We start from the raw sequence: 18,680 nt of genomic DNA, 5'->3' as shown, positions 1-18,680 counted from the left end.
GGAGGGACCTGCGGGGTGGCGGTTGCTAGGGGCGCACGAGGGACTTGATCGCCCGGCGCTCGTCCATGGCCGCGTACGCCTCGGCGATGTCGCTCAGCGGCAGTTCCAGGTCGAAGACCTTGCCGGGCTCGATCGCGCCCGACCAGACGTCCTGCAGCAGCTCCTCGACGTAGTTGCGCACCGGCGCGACACCGCCGTTGACGCCGATGTTGTCGTTGAAGAGCGGGCGGACCGGAAGCTCAGGGCCGCCGTTCGGCGCACCGACGTAGCCGACCGTTCCACCGGGACGGACCGACCGGATGGCCTGGTCCATCGACTCCTTCATGCCGACGGCCTCCAGCACGCAGTCCGCGCCGATCCCGTCGAACAGGGCCTTCACCGCGACCACGCCGGCATCCCCGCGCTCGGCGATGACGTCGGTCGCGCCGAACTCGCGGGCGAGGGCCTGACGCGGCTCGTGCCGCGACATCGCGACGATGCGGGAGGCGCCGAGCCGTGCCGACGCGAGCACGGCGCACAGCCCCACGGCGCCGTCGCCCACGACGACGACCGTGCTGCCCTCGGTGACGCCCGCGGACACCGCGGCGTGGTGACCCGTGCCCATGACGTCGGCCAGGGTCAGCAGGCTCGGGATGAGCTCCTCGCGCGGGTACTCCGGCGTCGCGACCAGGGAGCCGTCGGCGTGCGGAACCCGAACGCGCTCACCCTGCCCGCCGTCGGCGAAGCCGCCGAGACGGTCGTTGGCGCCCCACCAGCCGCCGTGCAGGCACGAGGTGCTCACACCGTTGAGGCAGTTGACGCAGGTCATGTCGCAGTCGTAGAACGGCGCGATCACGAAGTCGCCCGGCTTGATGGTGCGGACGTCGGGGCCGACGGCCTCCACCACGCCGACGAACTCATGACCGATCCGTCGCGGCTTCGGAGTCGGCGTGATGCCGCGGTACCCCCAGAGATCGGAGCCGCAGACGCAGGCCGCGACGACCCGGACGATGGCGTCGCCGCCGGTGGAGAGGACGGGATCGGGGACCTCTTCGAGACGGATGTCTCGCTCCCCGTGCAGGACTGTAGCGCGCATGCTCCGAGCCTACGCCCGGCCGTCCTCAGCTCCGGATGCCGCGGTGGCGTCGACGCATGGCGCCCGCTGCCAGCGTGAGCAGTCCGAGCGCGAGGAGCACGAGACCGGCGCCGCCGAGCGCGGACGAGTCGAGGCCGGTGTCGGCCAGCCCGTCCGGCGATCCTGCTGCGGACCCGGATGTCGACCCGCCGCCCGACCCGCCGGCGCCGGGCAGGACGATGTCGGTGCGCAGCACGCGCACGCTGCCGTCCGGGGCGGTGCCCATCGCGACGATCGAGTGTGGGCCGGTGTAGCCCGCCGGGATCACGACGGTGGCCCGGGCCACGCCCTGCGTGTCCGCGTCCTCGACGGCCAGGACCACAGGGCTCGAGTAGATGCCGAAGGTCACGGGCGCGTCGGCGGCGAAGCCGTCGGCCGCGAGGGTGATCGTCTGGCCTGCGACCGGGTTCGACGGAACGCCCGCGAGCGACCCGTCCGCGGTCGGCGGTGTGAGGGGCAGCATGATCACCGGAGCGTCGAGGACGGTGAGCTCGAGGGTCTGGACCACGTCGGGCTCCCCGGCTGCGTGCGCGCTCAGCTGCACGGTCACCGTGCCAGCCGGATCGGTCGTGGTGCCGGAGATCGTCGCGGCGCCGCCGGTGGATGCGAAGGTCAGGCCGGACGGCAGGCTGCCGACGAGGTCGATCGCGTCGACGGCGGGATACGCGTGGCCGGTGCCGATCGCGATGGTCGCTGCGACGCCGCGGGTGACCGATGCCGTCGCGGGGGTCGTGAAGGCTGTGGTCTCCGTCACCGTGAGGGTGAGGGTCTGCGTCGTGATCTCGCCGTTGTCCGCGGTCACCTGCACCCCGTACACACCACCGCTGCCGGCCGCCGGGATGCCGGTGAAGACGCCCGTGCCGTCGCCGCGGTCGGTGAAGGTCACGCCGGACGGCAGTGCCCCGCTCACGCTCAGGCGCGTGAGCTGGGGGAAGCCCGGCGTCGTGGTGACGGTGAACGATCCCGCGGTCCCCACGGCGAAGCCGGTCGCGTCCGCGCTGGTGATGGCGGACGGCTGCGCGACCGTGAGCACGAAGCTCTGCTCCGCGTCCGGCTGGTAGCCGTTGGCTGCGGTGACGGTCAGCGGGTACAGGCCGCCTGCACCGGTCGTGGGGGCGCCGGCGAGGGTGGCGGTCCCGTCGCCGTTGTCGGTGAAGGTGAGCCACGCGGGCAGACTGCCGGACGCGCTGAGCGTCGCCGTCGGGAACCCGGTGGTGGTCACGGTGAAGCTGTGCGCCGAGCCGTCGGCCGGGAACGTGGCTCCGGACGGGCTGGTGAACTCCGGGGTCACGCCGACCGAGAGGGCGGCCTCGGTGGAGACAGCGCCGGCGGCGTTGCTGAAGGTCGCGCGGTAGCGGTTGCCGTCGTCGGCGGTCGTCGCGACGAGGTCGAGGACGGGCGAGGATTCGCCGGTCAGCGTCGTCCACGATCCGCCGCCGTCGGTGGAGACGGCCCAGCTCACCGCCGGCGCCGGGTAGCCGGCCGCCCCGGCGGTGAAGCGCACCGGCGCTCCGGCGATGGCGCTCTGGTCGACGAGCGGGAGCGTGATGGTCGGCTTCGTGCGCACCACCAGCGACAGGGTGCCGGTCGCGGCGGGTGCGACGCCGTTGTCCGCCTTCACATGGATGTCGACGGTCTGGCCGGGACCGGTCGGAGTGCCCTGGATGAGCGCGATGCCCCCGCCGTCCGTGAACGTCAGCCCGGCCGGCAGCGCGTCGGCGAGCGTGATCGACGGGGCCGGGTACCCGGGGAGCGTCACGATCGGGAAGCTGAAGGACTCGCCGACCGTGGCCGCGGCCGCCCATCCGCTCGTGAAAACGGGTGCCTCCCGCACGGTCAGGGTGAAGGTCTGCGTCGCTGCGGCGCCGTGTCCGTTCGCCGCGGTGAGCCGAAGCGAGTACACGCCACCGGTTCCCGTGCCCGGCGTGCCGGAGAGGGATGCCGTCCCGTCGCCGTTGTCGATGAAGCTGAGGCCGGTCGGGAGCGTACCGGTGAGGGTGATCGGGTCGGCGGTCGGGCGTCCGGTCGTCTCGACGGTGAACGCGCCCGCCGTGCCCGCGGTGAAGGTGGCCGCGTTCGCGCTGCTGAAGGCGGAGGCCGCGAAGAGCGAGTAGGTGACGTTCTGGGTGGTGTCGCCGGCGGAGCTGTGAGCCGTGATGACGAGCGGGTAGTCCCGCGGCTCTCCCGTGGGCGTTCCGGCGATGGTGGCGATGCCGCTGCCGTTGTCCGCGAAGGTCACACCGGTCGGGAGATCGCCAGTCGCGCTCAGCGTCGGCAAGGGGTAGCCGGACGCGGCGACGGTGAAGCTCCCGGATGTCCCGAGCTCGCCGGTGATGACGGCGCCGGTGAGGAAGGCGGGCGCGGCGTTCACCGCGATCGGCGTGATCACGGTCGCGTGGTCGAGAGTCGCGGTGACGGTGCGTGCTCCCGGCGCGGACGCCGTGAAGGTCGTGCTCGCGGAGCCGGTCGCCGCGGCGATCGAACCGGAGGACGGCGAGACGGCGGCACCGCCGCCCGGCGCGGCCCACGTGATCGGAAGACCTGCGAAGGCGCCCAGATCGGTGGCCTGAACGGGCGTGCCGTCGGACAGGCGGAACTGGGCGGTGACGGCGGTGGTCGTCTGGCCGGGCAGCACGATCGAGGAGGGGGAAGCGCTGACGGCGAGGGTGAGGGACGGCGCGGTCGTCGCCGCACCCGTGACGATATCGCATCCCGGGGTGCCCGGGCCGGCGGGGCATCCCCACCAGTTGCCGGTGGCCGTCGCGGCTCCGCCGATGACCGCCACGGCCGGGCTCGCGTTGTCCGTGATGCGGTTGTATGCGGCGGTGAGCGTGCCCGCGGTCACTGCGATCGCCGACCCGCCGGTGCCGTTCTGGTTGCCGGTGAAGGTGGATCCGGTGATGCTGAGGGCCCCGCCGTCGAGCCACACCCCGGCGCCGGTGAAGCGGCTGGTCGGGGTGTCCACCGTGTTGCCTGTGAAGGTCGACCCGCTGATGGAGAGGGTGGGCGATGTCGGCGTCGCCTGCGGCGCGCTGATCGCGATGGCGGCGCCTCCGGTGACACCGGTCGCGGTGGCCTCGTTGTCGGCGAATGTGCTCCCGGTGACGGTGAACGCCTCCCCGGTCGTCGTCCCGGTCGCCTGGTACGAGATCGCGCCGCCGGACCCGATGCCCGAATCGTTCTTGAGGAAGGTGCTGGAGTCGACGTGCAGGGAGCCGCCGGCGAACTGGACGGCGCCGCCGGGGTTCGCCGTCGATGGGCTGCTGCCCACGTTCGCGCGGTTGAGGCTGAACCGGGAGCCGGTGATCGTCAGGGTGTCGGCGGTCGCCGCGTTCGCGGAGCCGCCGACGACCGCGCCGCCGCCGAAGCCGTAGTCCTCCCCACCGGAGATGTCCAGCGTGTCGAGGGTCACGTCGATGCCGCCGACGAGACCGGGGTCGAGGGTGAAGAGACGCTCGGACCCGCCGCCGACGATGGCCGTGCCCGCCTCGCCCCGGATGGTGATGTCGGCGGCCGCGGTGCGACCGACCGGGATGGCGCGCGCGACCCGGTAGAGGCCGCTGGGGACGTCGACGACCGTCGAGCCGCCGCGGTTGCCGGCGACGCAGGCCGCCGCGCGCAGGCTGACGGGAGAGCCGGGGTCGGTCACCGCGGCGTCCGTGCAGGCGCCGTTCACATCGGTGTCGGCTTCGGTCGACACCGTGTACGTGCGGTCGGCCGCCTGGGCCGGTGCGGCGATGCCGACGACCGACAGGGAGGCCAGCACGGCGGCGACGGTCAGGGCTGCGACGGACGGACGTGCGAAACGGGAGTGCATCGAGTCGGGCTCCTCGCACGGGCTCATGAAGCGGGCATACCGATGCTAGTGGGCAGCGGCCCAGCGTCGTTGGCCCCTCTGTGAGGGCCAGAGGGGGACGCGGGCCATGCCCTAAGCTCGCATCCAGGCTGCGCGCCTCCGACAGCGTGCAGCACCCAGAGAGGACAACCGTGCCCGAGGTGTCGCGCCGTACCGTGATGGCGTCCGCACTCGGCGGCCTCGGCGTCGCCGTCCTGCTCCCGGCCGCACCTGCGCTCGCACGTACCGGCTCGGCTCCCCTCGCTGCAGCGGCGGCCGCACCGGCGACCGCTGAAGCCGTCCGCTCCCTGTTCACGCCCGCCATCGGTCGTCCATTCGTCGCGTCGGACAGCGAGCGGACGATTCACCTGGTGCTCACCGACGTGGACGACCTCTCGGCGGAGGCCGCGGGCGACGAGCACCGCTTCCTGCTGCTGTTCAGCGCCGATTCCGGCGCGACGGACGGCATCTACACGCTGAGCCGCTCCGGCACCCCCGACGTCTCCCTGTTCCTCAGCCCGATCGGCCGCCCGGGTCTGACCCGGACCATGCAGGCCGTCGTGAACCGGACGGCGTGATGGCATTGCTGACGGCGGAGCTGCGCCCCGCGGCCGCCGCGGACGACGCCTTCCTCCGCCGGGTGTTCGTCGACGCGCGACGAGTCGAGTTCACCGGCCTCCCCGAGGAGCAGATCGACCCGCTGCTCGGCATGCAGTTCCGCGCGCACGCCGCCGACCGCCGCGCCCGCTACCCGCACGCGCACACGTCGATCATCACCGTTGCGGGAGAGCCGGTCGGCACCGTGACGGTGGACGACGACGGCGGCCGCCGGCATCTGGTCGACATCGCCGTGCTCACGCCGCACCGCGGACGCGGCATCGCCTCCGAGATCATCGCGGACCTCGTGCACGGAGCCGAGCACGTCACCCTCTCGGTCTGGAGCCTCAACCACGGAGCGCGGCGCCTCTACGAGCGCCACGGCTTCGAGGTGGTCTCGGAGCAGTTCGGCTACGTGCTGATGGCGACGGCGGTCGACGGATGACCGCGACGCACGCCGACTGGGCGGCACTCGCCGGCAGCACGGTGCGCGCGACCGCCGCGGACGGCCGGACGCACGAGCTGTATCTGGCCGCCGTCTCGGACGCCCACCGCACCGAGCAGTGGGTGACGTACACCCTGCACTTCGAGGGCGGACCTGAGGTGCCCGTCGACCAGCAGACCTACGAGCTCGCCGCATCCGGTCCCGAGGGTCACGCGGTGGCCGAGCCGGTGTTCCTCGTCCCGAGCGGACGATCGGGAGACGGGCAGACGCTCACGCTCGAGGCGACGTTCGCCCAGGCAGCACAGGAGGAGAACTGATGGGCCAGCCCTATGTCGGAGAGATCCGCATGTTCGCGGGCACGTTCGCCCCGCTCGACTGGCTGCTGTGCCAGGGCCAGGTGCTGCCGATCGCGGAGAACGAGACGCTGTACCAGCTGATCGGCACGACCTACGGCGGCGACGGCCAGACGACGTTCGCCCTGCCGAACCTCACCGCCCGCTTCCCCCTGCACTACGGTTCGTCGAGTGCCGGGTCCTATCCGATCGGCACGTCCGTCGGCACCGACTCGGTGACGCTGCTGACCCCGCAGATCCCCAGCCACACGCATCTGCCCGCCGTCGGCTCCTCCCCGACCACGGCCTCCGCGGCCGGCGCCTACCTGTCGTCGTGGGCCGATGTCCCGTACAGCTCCGCGGCCCCCAGCCTGGCGCTGGCGCCGCAGCAGCTCGCGCCCGCAGGCGGCTCGCAGCCGCACGAGAACCGGCAGCCCTACGTGGCCGTGAACTTCATCATCTCCCTCGCCGGTGTCTTCCCCAGCCAGAGCTAACCAGGAGCGATTCGATGTCCTTCCCGTACATGGGCGAGATCCGACTCGCCTCGTTCAATTTCGCGCCCAAGAACTGGGCGCTGTGCAACGGCCAGACGCTGCCGATCAACCAGAACCAGGCCCTGTTCTCGCTGCTCGGCACCCTGTACGGCGGCGACGGCCGGACGACGTTCAACCTCCCGAACCTCATGGGCCGGGTGCCGCTGGGCTTCTCGGACAGCGCCTACCCCCTGGGGCAGGCGGCGGGCGAAGCGGCGCACACCCTGACCCTGGCGGAGCTCCCGCAGCACACCCATCCGGCCGCCGTCGCCGCGGCCGCCACGGTCGTCACCCCCACCGGGACGAGCTATCTCGCCCAGCCGGGCAAGGCGGCGTTCGCGGCGAGCGCGTCCGGGACGATGTCGACGGCCTCCGTCTCGACCGTCGGCGGCGCACAGCCGCACAACAACCTGGCGCCGTCCCTCGCGGTGTCGTTCATCATCTGCCTCAACGGCATGTTCCCGAACCAGAACTGAGGCAACCATGACCGACCAATTCGTCGGCGAGATCCGGCTCGGCGCGTTCAACTTCCCGCCCACCGGCTGGGCGTTCTGCCGCGGGCAGCTGGTAGCGATCAGCCAGAACACCGCCCTGTTCTCCCTGCTGGGTACGAACTTCGGCGGCGACGGGAAGGCGACATTCGCCCTGCCCGATCTGCGGGGCGCCGTCCCGATCGGCACCGGATACGACCCGACCTCCCTGGGCGATGTCCCCCTCGGCATGGCGGGCGGGGCGCCGACGGTCCAACTGCTGCAGTCGGAGATCCCGGTGCACACCCACGGCGTGCAGGTGACCCCGACGGCCGGAACGACCGGCACGGCGGCGGGATCGTCGTTCGCCGTGCCGCGCACCGGCCGGGCGACCGAGGCCGCCTACGGCACGGCGGGCACGGTACCGCTCGCGCAGGACGCGTTCGGCGCCGCCGGAGGGTCCCAGCCGCACAACAACCTGCAGCCCTACCTGGCGCTGAACTTCATCATCGCCCTGCAGGGGATCTTCCCCTGGCGCCCCTGACGGGCGCCGGCCGCAGCGCGGCGCCCGCGCCCGCTACTCGCGCACGGCCCCGACGCTGAGACCGTCGCCGCTCGGAGCGAGGTCGACCCGCACGAGGTCGCCGTCGCGCACTTCGCCGGCCAGAAGCTCGGTGGCGAGCCGGTCGTCGATCTCGCGCTGCATCAGCCGCCGCAGCGGACGCGCACCGTAGATCGGGTCGTAGCCGCGCTCGGCGAGCCAGGCCCGTGCATCGGGCGTGACGGCGAGCTCCAGGCGGCGCTCGGCGAGCCGGCGCCCCAGCCGGTCGATGTTCAGTTCGACGATCTCGCCCAGCTCCTCCTTGCCGAGGGCCGAGAACACCACGATGTCGTCGAGGCGGTTCACGAACTCGGGCTTGAAGGCCTGGCGGACCATCTGCAGCACCGCCTCCTCGCGCTCCATGTCGTTCAGCGTCGGGTCGACCAGGTACTGGCTGCCGAGGTTGGACGTCAGGATGAGGATGGTGTTGCGGAAGTCGACCGTGCGGCCCTGTCCGTCGGTGAGGCGGCCGTCGTCGAGCACCTGCAGCAGCACGTCGAACACCTCGGGGTGCGCCTTCTCGACCTCATCGAGCAGGACGACCGAGTACGGCCGGCGGCGGACCGCCTCGGTGAGCTGTCCGCCCTGCTCGTAGCCGACGTAGCCGGGAGGTGCGCCGACGAGGCGCGAGACGGAGTGCTTCTCCCCGTACTCGCTCATGTCGATGCGGATCATCGCCTTCTCGTCGTCGAAGAGGAACGCGGCGAGCGCCTTGGCGAGCTCGGTCTTGCCGACGCCGGTCGGGCCGAGGAACAGGAACGATCCCGTCGGCCGATCGGGGTCGGAGATGCCGGCGCGCGTGCGGCGGACGGCGTCCGCCACCGCCTTCACGGCCTTCTTCTGGCCGATGAGCCTGCGGCCCAGCTCCGACTCCAGGTGGAGCAGCTTCTCGGTCTCCCCCTGAGTGAGGCGGTCGACGGGGATGCCCGTCCACGCGGCGACGACCGCGGCGATGTCGTCCGCCGTCACCTGCTCGTTCACCATACGCGGGTGGCCGTGCTCGGCCTGCTCGGCCTCGGCCAGTTCGCGCTCGATGTTCGGGATTGTCTCGTACTCGATGCGGGACGCCTCCTGGTAGCGGCCGTCGCGCAACGCGACGTCGCGGCTCGTCTTCGCCTCCTCGAGCTGGGAGCGCAGTGCGCCGACCCGGTTGAGGGCGGCCTTCTCGGCACGCCACCGGCCCTGCAGCTCCTCCAGCTCGTCCTCCTGCTCGCGGAGGCGCTCCTGGAGCGTGGCGAGGCGCGCCTTGCTGGCGTCGTCCTTCTCCTTCTCGAGGGCGAACTCCTCCAGCTTCATGCGCTCGACGACGCGCTGGAGGGTGTCGATCTCGACCGGTGCGGAGTCGATCTCCATCTTGAGGCGGGAGGCCGCCTCGTCGATCAGGTCGATCGCCTTGTCCGGCAGCTGTCGTGCGGTGATGTACCGGTTGGAGAGCGAGGCCGCGGCGACCAGGGCGGAGTCCTCGATCGTGACCCCGTGGTGCGCCTCGTACCGGCCCTTGAGTCCGCGCAGGATGGCGACCGTGTCCTCCACGCTCGGCTCGCCCACGTAGACCTGCTGGAACCGGCGCTCGAGGGCGGCGTCCTTCTCGATGAACTCGCGGTACTCGTCGAGGGTGGTCGCGCCGATGAGTCGCAGCTCGCCGCGGGCCAGCATGGGCTTCAGCATGTTGGACGCCGCGACGGAGCCCTCGCCGCCGCCCGCACCCATGAGGATGTGGAGCTCGTCGACGAAGGTGATGATCTCGCCCTCGGCGTCGTTGATCTCTTTGAGGACGGCCTTCAGCCGCTCCTCGAACTGGCCGCGGTACATCGCGCCCGCGACGAGTGCCGACAGGTCGAGCGAGACGAGCTGCTTGCCCTTCAGCGAGTCGGACACGTCGCCCGCGACGATGCGCTGGGCGAGTCCTTCGACCACGGCGGTCTTGCCGACGCCGGGCTCGCCGATGAGCACCGGGTTGTTCTTGGTGCGCCGGGTCAGCACCTGGCTGACGCGGCGGATCTCGGCATCCCGCCCGATGACCGGGTCGAGCTTGCCGCTCTTGGCGATCTCCGTGAGGTTGACGCCGTACTGCTCCAGCGCGCTCTTGGCCTCCTCCTGGGTGGAGGGCGCGCCCTGCATGTTCGCCATACATCTCCTTTCCGAGTGAGGTGCAAACTTGAGTCTACTAAGCTCAACTTTGAATGGCGAGAGGGTATTCCGATCGGGGAGGACGAAAACGCCCCGGCCGCCACCGCGACGAGCGGCGACCGGGGCGTCGGAACGCGGGTCGATCAGAGGGTCAGGCGCAGACCTTGCCGACCTCGGTGAACGACTCGGTGATCGCGGTGGCCTTCTCGCCGACCTTGCTCGCGTCGATCGAGGCCGGGTTCGAGACGGCATCGTGGAGGAAGGTCGCGTAGTCGTCGATCGCGGCCGAGGCCTTGTCGACCGGCGCCTTGACCTCCGGGTTGCCGACCTGGTCCTTGATGGACGTCATGGTGTCGCTCATCTGGTCGAACAGGTCCAGCGCCTTCTGCGGGTCCGACATCGCGGCGCTGGCCTCGCTCTGCATGCTCTGCAGCTTCTGGAGCCCGGCCTTGACGGCCGCGCAGGCGTCGGCCTTCGACTGGTCGGCCGACGCCTTCGCCGCAGCAGAGGGCTTCGGCGACGAGGACGACGTGGTGGAGTCGCCGGACCCGCCCGCGGAGCACCCGGTGACGGCGGCGGTGACGGTCGCGATGGTGACGGCGGCGAGCGCGAGACGCGCTCCGAAAGTCTTCTTCATGGTTCCCCTGTGCTCTTCCGCGGCGCGACGGCCGCATCGTTCCCCCTGCGGTTGAGAGGCCGGGGGCCACGATAGCAAACCCATAGGAACGGCAATGCGCGGTGCGAGTCGTCCGCGCTTGTACGCTGGCGGTGATGATCGACCCGATGGACCTCCACATCGTCCTCATGGACAGCGCGTCGGCCGCGGCGCTCGCACAGATCCTGCCGCTGCTCCTGCTGACCCTGATGGTCGAGTTCCGGCGCGTGGAGCTCCACCACCGCGGCCGAGTGCGCGTGACGCGCCTGCTGCTGGGGATCTTCTTCCTCGGCTTCGGGATCATCGAGACCGTCCTTGTGCTGTCGATCGACGGCGCGTTCATCCCCTTCCAGTGGAGCGACCTCGCTGCGGCCCTGGTGATCTTCGGCCTGCTGGCCCTGCTCTTCTGGCTGTCGATGCTGGACGGCCCGCGGCGACGGTCGCGTCAGGACGAGGACTTCGACTGAGCAACGGACCCCGCGGCCGGCCCACCTGCCGGCGCGGCTCCCGGCCTACTCGTCCGCGTCGAGCCGCTTGCCGCGCATGACGATCAGCGGATCCGGACGCCTCACGACCGACGTGTCCTTGCCCTCATAGTCGAACTGGCTCAGGAAGTACCGCATCGCATTCACGCGGGCGCGCTTCTTGTCGTTCGAGCGCACGATGGTCCACGGCGCGTGCCGCTTGTCCGTCCGGCGGAACATCTCCTCCTTGGCCGCGGTGTACTCGTCCCACCGGTCGAGCGAAGCGATGTCCATCGGCGAGAGCTTCCAGCGGCGCACCGGGTCGAGCTGGCGCATCGCGAACCGGGTGCGCTGCTCGGTGCGCGAGACCGAGAACCAGAACTTGGTGAGGTGGATGCCGGAGTCGATGAGCATCTTCTCGAACGCGGGAGCCTGCGCCATGAAGGTCTCGTACTCCTCGTCGGTGCAGAACCCCATCACGCGCTCGACGTTCGCCCGGTTGTACCAGGAGCGGTCGAACATGACGATCTCCCCGGCCGTCGGCAGGTGCTGCACGTACCGCTGGAAGTACCACTGCCCGCGCTCGCGGTCGCTCGGCTTGGACAGCGCGACGACGCGCGAGGTGCGCGGGTTGAGGTGCTCGGTGAACCGCTTGATCGTGCCGCCCTTGCCTGCTGCATCCCGCCCTTCGAACACGATGACCGCCCGGCGGTCGTTGTCCTCCAGCCAGTACTGGAACTTCAGCAGCTCGACCTGCAGCTGGTACTTCTCCAGCTCGTACTGCTCCCGGCTCATCCGCTCCGAGTAGGGGTAGCCCTCCTGCCAGGTGTAGACCGGGTTGCCTTCGGGATCGATCAGGTCGGGATCGGGGGTGTGGCCGCCCTGCACGGTGTATCCGGTCGCCCGCAGGTGCTCGATGTACTCGCGCAGGTCGGTCGCGGGGGTGTCGTCGGCCATCGTTCCTCCTGGTCGCCGGTCGTTTGTGCTTGTTGCCGGTCGTTTGTGCTGGTCGCCGGTCTCGTGCGCGAGAGTGTACGCGGACGAGGTGTACGCGGCGTGAGTCGGCGACGGCCGGGCGTTCATCGCCCGGACAGCATCCGTTCCAGCTCGGCGGTGAGGGCGCTCCGCCTCTCGGCGTCGACCGCGCCCAGAAGGGGCTGGAGGGCGGAGCGCACGTCGGCCGCTCCGGCACGCGCGAGCGCGAGACCCTCCGCCGTCGCCTCGACCTCCACCGCACGGGCGTCGTCGGCGCTCGGCACGCGGCGCACCAGGCCGCGGCGCTCCGCGCGTTCGACCAGACCGGAGACGGTGGACTTGTCGAGGCCGAGCAGAGCCGCGAGCTGGGCCATCCGTGGCCGGCGATCGCGCAGCACGCCCAGCATCCGGAGCTGGGTCAGGGAGAGATCGCGTTCGGCGGCGATGCGGGTGAGGGCGCCCGTGACGACGAAGGAGGTCTGCACGAGGGCGTCCACGAGCGCGTCGTCGGGGCTGTCGGTCATGCACCGAGCCTACTTGACAAAGGTTGGTAGTACCAACCATCATGGAATGGTTCGCAACACCAACTAATTGGAGCATCATGCGCGCAGCAGTCGTCACCTCCTTCGACACCCCGCCGGCATACGGGGAATGGCCCGACCCGATCGCGGGCGACGACGACCTGGTGGTCGACGTCGTGGCCGCGGCCCTCCATCCCCGGGTGCGCTCCCAGGCCGACGGCAGCCACTACACGAGCACAGGCTCCCTGTCGTTCGTGCCCGGGATCGACGCCGTCGTGCGCGACGCCGACGGGCGCCTGCGCTACGCCCTGGTGCACGAGAGCGAGCTGGGAACCTTCGCCGAGCGCACCGTCGTACCCCGCACCGCGACCGTCCCCCTCCCGGACGGCATCGACGCCGCGCGCGTCGCCGCGGCGATGAACCCCGTGATGTCGTCGTGGGTCGCGCTGCGGCGCCGCACCAGTCTGCGGCCGGGCGCGCGCGTCCTGGTGCTGGGCGCGACCGGCAACGCCGGCCGCCTCGCGCTGCAGGTCGCGCGCACGCTCGGCGCCGGCGAGGTGATCGCCGCCGGGCGCGATCGCCGGCGGACGGCAGCGCTGGTCGGCCACGGGGCCGACGCGGCGTTCGGGCTCGACGAGCTGTCGCAGGCCGCCGACGTCGATGTGGTGCTCGACTACGTATGGGGCACCCCGACCGAGCGCGCGATCGTCGACATCGTGACCAACCGCAGCGACCGCAGCGCTCCCCTGACCTGGATCGAGATCGGGTCGGTCGCGGGAGCCACGGCGAGCATCCCGTCGGCCGCGTTCCGGGCAGCCCGGCTCGATCTCGTCGGCAGCGGGATCGGGTCGGTCTCACCCGCGGAGTTCGGTGCGGAGCTGCCCGCCATCGCCGAGGCGGTGTCCCGCGGCGACTTCGACATCGAGGTGCGGCCGGTGCCGCTGAGCGAGGTCGCCGGCGTGTGGCGCGACGACCCGGGCGCGAGCGAGCGCGTGGTGTTCGTGCCCTGAGCCCGCGTCAGGCGGCGGGGTCGCGGTCGTCGATGCCCGCCGGCGCCGTCGCGTCGAGTTCGGCCGGCAGCTCCAGCGGGCGCCGCGTGTAGTAGCCCTTCGCCTTGCGGTAGAAGAGCACGAGCGGCAGGATGCCGACGACGATCAGCCCGATCCCGAGCACGTTCACGATCGGCTCGTTGTTCGGGATGGACGCGATGAACATCACGCCCATGAAGACGGCGCCGACCGCCGGCCACAGCCCGATCAGCAGGAAGTTCTTCACGGACTTGAAGAGCACCTTGCGGTACGCGACCACCACGGCGACGCCCGCGAGCGTGTAGTAGAAGGCGATCTGCAGGCCGATCGACAGGATGGCGTTGTTCATGATGTCGCCGACGCTGCCGAGGAAGTTGGAGCCGAGGAACAGGATGACGGAGACGCCCACGACGACGAGCGTCGCGAACGCGGGCGTGCGCCACTTCGGGTGGATGCGGCCGAACGCCGACGGCACGGTGTGGTCGCGGCCCATCGCGAACAGGGTGCGGGTCACCTGGATGAGCGTCGTCTCGAGCGTCGCGACGGTCGAGAGCGCCACGGCGACGACCAGGATCTTGCCGCCGATGCCCGGCCACACCGCATCGCCCAGCACCGAGAGGATGTTGGCGCTGTTCGCCTCGATCGTCTTCTGGGGCAGCATCACCAGGGTCGCGATCGTGAAGACCTCGAACAGGAGGAAGACGATGACGACGCCGATGATGCCGGCCGAGCCCGCGCTCTTGTGGCCGTCCTTGGTCTCTTCGTTGAGGTTGGCGCTGACATCCCAGCCCCAGAAGTAGAAGGCCGCGATCAGCGCGGAGGCCACGAAGACGCCCGATCCGGTGAGGTGCGAGAACCCGAGCCAGTCCCACGAGAAGTCCGGGCCCGCGTGCGGCGAGGTGGCTGCGCGCACGATCATCAGGATCGCGAACAGCACGAGGATGCTCACCTCGATCACCGACATGACCCATTGCGCCCGCGCCGTCACGTGCACGCCGAAGAGCACGCACGCGGCCATCACCAGGAACCACACGGCGCCGACCGCGGTGATGAGCGGCACGTTCCCCGCCGCCTCCGGCGCGAAGAGCGTGACGGTCATGGCACCGGCGGGGAGGGCGCCCGCGACCATGAAGATCGTGGCGGAGATCACCAGGGCCCAGCCGGACAGGAACCCCAGCACGGGATGCAGGGCCCGGGCGACCCACGAGTACGCGGCCCCCGCGTTCACATCGATGCGCCCGAGGTAGAGGAACGCCCACGCGATGCCGAGCATCGGGATGCCGCACCAGAGGAGCGCCGCCGGGGCGCCGAGTCCGGCGGCACCGACGAGTGTCGCGGTCGTGGCGGCGATGGAATAGGCCGGGGCGCTGCCGGCGACCGCCATGACGATCGAGCCCGCAGGGCTGACCCCGTCGGCCTGCAGCTTGTGGTGGGCGCTCTCGGCGCCGTTCTGGTCGGCGGAGGCCGGCCGGGAATTCGTCTGGGTCATCACTCTCCCTGCCTGGTCGCATGGTGCGGCCGTCGCGTCGATGCGACAGGGGGACGTTAGCAATCCGGGCGGGGTCGCACAAGAAGAATGGCTTCGGATTCGGTTGTGAATTCTCTCATCTACTGAGGAAACCGTCGCCGATCGGTGGCCGTACCGCCGAATCCACTCGTCGATCCGCGATGTTCCTCGCGGGCGAGTACCCAGGCCGTCCGCGCCGCGGTCGTGCCCGCCAGCCGGAAGCCCAGCCGCCGGGCCAGCCGCGACGACGGCTCGTTGGTGCGGTCGACCACGGCGGTGACCAGCACGGCGCCGAGCCTCCCGAACGCCAGATCGAGCGCGGCCTGCGCCGCCTCGGTGGCGTATCCGCGACCGCAACGATCCGACCGCTGCAACCAGCCGATCTCGACGCTGCGCGTCTCCTCCGCGATCGTGCGCAGATGCAGCGAGACATCGCCGATGACGTGGTCGTCGAGCTCGACGGCGAGCGCGAGGAAGTCGCCGGCCTGGCTGAGCGCGGTGTGGTGCGTGCGGGCGCGGAAGTGCTCCAGCGCCTGCCGTTCCGTGCGGATCGGCCAGCCGAGTCCCGCCCGCACCTGCTCGTCGGCTTCGATCGCGAGCCAGTCGACCGCATCCGCCGCCCGGTAGGGCCGCAGCAGCAGCCGGTCGGTGCCGAGCACCGGCGCGACCAGCGGATCGTCGAGGGCGGGGCCGCGCAGTGCGCGCGGCCGGTGCAGCACCGATCCCATGTCGCTCCCGTCCGTCCCTGCCCCCGCCCTCGAGGCGAGGCTATGGCGGCGCGCATAGCAATGGGCTGCCAGCCGTGTGGGCCGCGGTGTGAAGGCTCGCAGCCGGGCATAGGCGGCGCGCAGGCGCGGCTACGGCCGGCGCGACGCCGTGACGGTGAACTTGGTGTTGCGTGCGATCTGCCGCGTCGGCCCGACGGTGCGTTCGAGCGCGGCACGGTAGCCGAGGTGCGAGTTCCAGACGGTCCACAGCTCGCCCCCGGGAGCCAGCACACGGGCGGCGTCGGCGAACATCCGGTGCGCCGCGCCGGTGTGGACGGCGCCGCCGATGTGGAACGGGGGATTGAGCACCACGAGGTCGGCGGAGGCGCCGGGCTGGGAGGCGAGGCCGTCGTCCCGTACGACCGTCACCTGCCCCGCGACGCGGTTGGCGGCGGCGGTCGCCCGGGCCGAGGCGACGGCGGCCGCCGACTGGTCGCTGGCGACGACGCGGAGGCCGGGGCGCGCGGTGGCGAGGGCCGCGGCGAGAAGACCGGTGCCGCAACCGAGGTCGACGGCGGTGCGCGCCTGCGGGACGGCCTGCGGCAGCACACTGAGGAGGAAGCGGGTGCCGATGTCGACCGATGCCCCGGCGAACGCGGCGCCGTGCGCGCACACCCAGAGTCCGGTCTCGTCGTCGAAGGCGCGCTCGGGCCACCGGTCGAGCACGGTCGCGGCGGCGGGATGCGGCTCGGCGGCGGTGAGGACGCGCGCCTTCTGCCGCGCCAGCGACACCTGCACCGACCCGAAGACGTCGCCGAGCACGCCGTTCATCGCGACGCTCATGTGCTTGAGCATCCCGCCGGCGAAGACCTGCACGTCCGGCCGGGCGTGCTCGGCGATCAGCGCGGCGATCTCGGCGAGCGCCTCGAGACTGCGCGGCAGGCGGAGGAGGACGGTCGTCGCGCCGCGCACGAGGGACTCGTCGAGTGGATGGTGGGTGTAGACGCCGTCGCCCGGGAGCCCGAGCGCGCCTCCCAGGTCGGCCGCGTTGGCGTCGAGCGCGCGCTCGCCGGTCAGCGGGTCCTGGTGCGCCCGGATGCCGCGAGCGCCGGCGGCCGCAGCGGCGAGGGTGAGCGCGCCGTAGGCGTCGCCGATCACGACGAGCCCGGGGCGGAGCACTGCGTCGCCGGCCGTGTCGGCGACGAGCCGGTCCGCCGCGTCGGCGGCGAACAGGTTCGGCGCCTCGACGTCGGGCCGGCGACGCAGTCGCTCGTACGGGAACATGCCTCCCAGTCAAGCAGACCGGGCGAGGGCCGCCCGTTCAGGCCTCCGCGGGCGCGCCCTCCTTCTCGGAGAAGTCCATCATCGGCGGCTTGCGCCGGAATCCCCGGGTCAGAACGGCGAGGTAGATGACGCCGACGGCCACCCACGACAGGCCGACGATGAAGGTGGTCGCCGTGAGCGACGTCCAGAGCCAGACGGTCAGCAGGAATCCGACGGCCGGGAGCAGTCCGTACCGCAGCCACTCCCCCGTCGACGGCTTGTCACGCCCGCCCTTCGGGAACAGGTGGTGCCGGATGACGGAGAGGTTCACCATCGAGAACGCGGCGAGCGCGCCGAACGAGATCATCGTCGCGGCCACGTCGAGGGTGAGCACCAGCGAGAGCAGGGAGACGATGGAGACGGCGACGGCGGCGACCCACGGCGTGCGGAACCGCGGGTGGAGCGTGGCGAAGATCCCCGGTAGCACCTTGTCCCGCCCCATCGAGTAGATGATGCGCGAGACGCTGACCTGGGTCGTCATCCCGGAGCCGAACGCGCCGACGACGTAGACGGCGACGAAGAACGAGGTGAGGAAGGTGCCGCCCACCTTGGCCATCAGGTCCACGCCCGCCGAGTCGACGTTGGCGAAGTCGTGCCAGTCGGGGAAGACCAGCGCGCCGAGCCACGAGACGACGATGAAGATCGCGCCGCCGATGAGGGTGGTGAGCAGGATGGCGCGGGGGATGTCGCGCTTCGGGTTCTTCGCCTCCTCCGAGAGGGTCGAGACCGCGTCGAAGCCGAGGAACGAGAGCGCGAGCACGGCGGCGCCCGCGAAGATCGGGCCGAGACCTCCCGAACCGGGGAGGAAGGGCTCGATGAGGCTCGGGGTGTCCGACGACGGGTTGGTGGCGAGCTCCTTGATCGCGAGCACCGCGAACACGACGACGAGCAGCACCGACAGGGCGACGATCGCCACGTTCAGCTTGTTGACGAGCGTGATGCCCAGCACGTTGAACACGAGCACGAGCAGCAGCGACGCGAGCGCGAACACCCACTGCGGCACCTCGGGGAACTGCGTGTTCAGGTACAGGCCGATGAGCAGGAAGTTGATCATCGGGAGGAACAGGTAGTCGAGCATCAGCGTCCACCCGGTGAGGAATCCGACGTGACCGCCGAACGTCTGCTGGGTGTAGGTGTACGCCGAGCCGGAGACGGGGAACGCCCGGGCCATCGCGCCGTAGCTCAGCGCCGTGAAGAGCATGGCGACGAGGGCGACGACGTAGGCCGAGGGGAGGTGGTTGTCCGTCGACTCCGTGACGATGCCGTAGGTCGTGAAGACGGTCACGGGCGCCAGATAGGTGAGCCCGAACAGGATGAGGGCGGTCGGCCCCAGCGCCCGCTTGAGGCGGGGCTGGACGGGAAGGTCGGTCGTGGTCATGTGGTGCGGGCCTCTCTACGTCGAGTGGTGCATTCGGGTCGTGCGGTGCGGTGCGGGGCGGTGCA

The 18,680-nt window shown here is 71.2% G+C and carries 18 protein-coding genes; 8 read left to right on the top strand and 10 right to left on the bottom strand.

From position 1 onward, the window contains the following. Positions 1–25: 25 nt before the first annotated feature. Together ACFVU2_RS06485 and ACFVU2_RS06480 are read right to left on the bottom strand one after the other, a co-directional pair. Positions 26–1,075, bottom strand: a complete 1,050-nt coding sequence (locus ACFVU2_RS06485; RefSeq protein ID WP_387872273.1) for a zinc-dependent alcohol dehydrogenase family protein — start codon at positions 1,073–1,075, stop codon at positions 26–28. 25 nt (positions 1,076–1,100) lie between these two features. Next, entirely contained in the window at positions 1,101–4,931 is a 3,831-nt protein-coding gene (locus tag ACFVU2_RS06480) for a beta strand repeat-containing protein (RefSeq protein ID WP_387872271.1), read from the bottom strand. A 179-nt stretch (positions 4,932–5,110) separates the two neighbouring features. On the opposite strand from ACFVU2_RS06480, the gene ACFVU2_RS06475 reads away from it, so the two are divergent. From ACFVU2_RS06475 to ACFVU2_RS06450, 6 genes are read left to right on the top strand one after another with little or no spacing between them, the layout of a single operon-like run. Continuing rightward, the gene (locus ACFVU2_RS06475; protein WP_387872269.1) at positions 5,111–5,527 is read left to right on the top strand and encodes a DUF6916 family protein; all 417 of its coding nucleotides are present in this window, start codon (positions 5,111–5,113) and stop codon (positions 5,525–5,527) included. Next, positions 5,527–5,991, top strand: a complete 465-nt coding sequence (locus ACFVU2_RS06470; RefSeq protein WP_387872267.1) for a GNAT family N-acetyltransferase — start codon at positions 5,527–5,529, stop codon at positions 5,989–5,991. Before ACFVU2_RS06475 ends, ACFVU2_RS06470 begins: the two co-directional genes overlap by 1 nt. Next, complete coding sequence (locus tag ACFVU2_RS06465) at positions 5,988–6,308, top strand: DUF6916 family protein (RefSeq protein ID WP_387872265.1); 321 nt, start codon at positions 5,988–5,990, stop codon at positions 6,306–6,308. Before ACFVU2_RS06470 ends, ACFVU2_RS06465 begins: the two co-directional genes overlap by 4 nt. Continuing rightward, positions 6,308–6,817 (top strand): phage tail protein, encoded by a 510-nt coding sequence (locus tag ACFVU2_RS06460; protein WP_387872263.1) that lies wholly within the window; start codon positions 6,308–6,310, stop codon positions 6,815–6,817. Before ACFVU2_RS06465 ends, ACFVU2_RS06460 begins: the two co-directional genes overlap by 1 nt. Positions 6,818–6,831: 14 nt before the next feature. Beyond that, positions 6,832–7,332 (top strand): phage tail protein, encoded by a 501-nt coding sequence (locus tag ACFVU2_RS06455; RefSeq protein ID WP_387872262.1) that lies wholly within the window; start codon positions 6,832–6,834, stop codon positions 7,330–7,332. A 7-nt stretch (positions 7,333–7,339) separates the two neighbouring features. Continuing rightward, positions 7,340–7,870 (top strand): phage tail protein, encoded by a 531-nt coding sequence (locus ACFVU2_RS06450; RefSeq protein WP_387872260.1) that lies wholly within the window; start codon positions 7,340–7,342, stop codon positions 7,868–7,870. Positions 7,871–7,903: 33 nt separating this feature from the next. Here ACFVU2_RS06450 and ACFVU2_RS06445 read toward each other — a convergent pair whose 3' ends face one another. Then, entirely contained in the window at positions 7,904–10,057 is a 2,154-nt protein-coding gene (locus ACFVU2_RS06445) for an ATP-dependent Clp protease ATP-binding subunit (RefSeq protein ID WP_387872258.1), read from the bottom strand. Positions 10,058–10,208: 151 nt separating this feature from the next. Continuing rightward, positions 10,209–10,694, bottom strand: coding sequence for a hypothetical protein (locus tag ACFVU2_RS06440; RefSeq protein WP_387872256.1), 486 nt, complete (start codon positions 10,692–10,694; stop codon positions 10,209–10,211). Positions 10,695–10,828: 134 nt separating this feature from the next. Here ACFVU2_RS06440 and ACFVU2_RS06435 point away from each other — a divergent pair, with 134 nt between their 5' ends. Continuing rightward, positions 10,829–11,179, top strand: coding sequence for a hypothetical protein (locus tag ACFVU2_RS06435; RefSeq protein WP_387872255.1), 351 nt, complete (start codon positions 10,829–10,831; stop codon positions 11,177–11,179). Between the two features lie 45 nt (positions 11,180–11,224). Here ACFVU2_RS06435 and ppk2 read toward each other — a convergent pair whose 3' ends face one another. Next, the gene (gene ppk2, locus ACFVU2_RS06430; RefSeq protein WP_387872253.1) at positions 11,225–12,133 is read right to left on the bottom strand and encodes a polyphosphate kinase 2; all 909 of its coding nucleotides are present in this window, start codon (positions 12,131–12,133) and stop codon (positions 11,225–11,227) included. Positions 12,134–12,255: 122 nt separating this feature from the next. Then, a complete protein-coding gene (locus ACFVU2_RS06425) occupies positions 12,256–12,675 on the bottom strand; it encodes a MarR family winged helix-turn-helix transcriptional regulator (RefSeq protein ID WP_387872251.1) in 420 nt (139 codons plus the stop codon). A gap of 41 nt (positions 12,676–12,716) precedes the next feature. Here ACFVU2_RS06425 and ACFVU2_RS06420 point away from each other — a divergent pair, with 41 nt between their 5' ends. After that, entirely contained in the window at positions 12,717–13,682 is a 966-nt protein-coding gene (locus ACFVU2_RS06420; RefSeq protein ID WP_387872249.1) for a zinc-binding alcohol dehydrogenase family protein, read from the top strand. 7 nt (positions 13,683–13,689) lie between these two features. Here ACFVU2_RS06420 and ACFVU2_RS06415 read toward each other — a convergent pair whose 3' ends face one another. From ACFVU2_RS06415 to ACFVU2_RS06400, 4 genes are all read right to left on the bottom strand, one after another. Continuing rightward, positions 13,690–15,189: an APC family permease gene (locus tag ACFVU2_RS06415; protein ID WP_387872248.1), complete on the bottom strand. Its 1,500-nt coding sequence runs from the start codon at positions 15,187–15,189 to the stop codon at positions 13,690–13,692. Positions 15,190–15,308: 119 nt separating this feature from the next. Then, complete coding sequence (locus ACFVU2_RS06410) at positions 15,309–15,935, bottom strand: GNAT family N-acetyltransferase (protein ID WP_387872246.1); 627 nt, start codon at positions 15,933–15,935, stop codon at positions 15,309–15,311. A gap of 129 nt (positions 15,936–16,064) precedes the next feature. Further along, positions 16,065–17,198 carry a class I SAM-dependent methyltransferase gene (locus ACFVU2_RS06405; RefSeq protein WP_387872244.1) on the bottom strand — a complete coding sequence of 378 codons (1,134 nt, stop codon included), beginning with the start codon at positions 17,196–17,198 and terminating at the stop codon, positions 16,065–16,067. Positions 17,199–17,235: 37 nt separating this feature from the next. Continuing rightward, entirely contained in the window at positions 17,236–18,615 is a 1,380-nt protein-coding gene (locus ACFVU2_RS06400; RefSeq protein WP_387872243.1) for an APC family permease, read from the bottom strand. Between the last annotated feature and the right edge of the window lie 65 nt (positions 18,616–18,680).

It is taken from the genome of Leifsonia sp. NPDC058194 (assembly GCF_042883605.1).
Lineage (GTDB): Bacteria > Actinomycetota > Actinomycetes > Actinomycetales > Microbacteriaceae > Leifsonia.
This window is presented reverse-complemented; position numbering and strand designations above follow the sequence as displayed.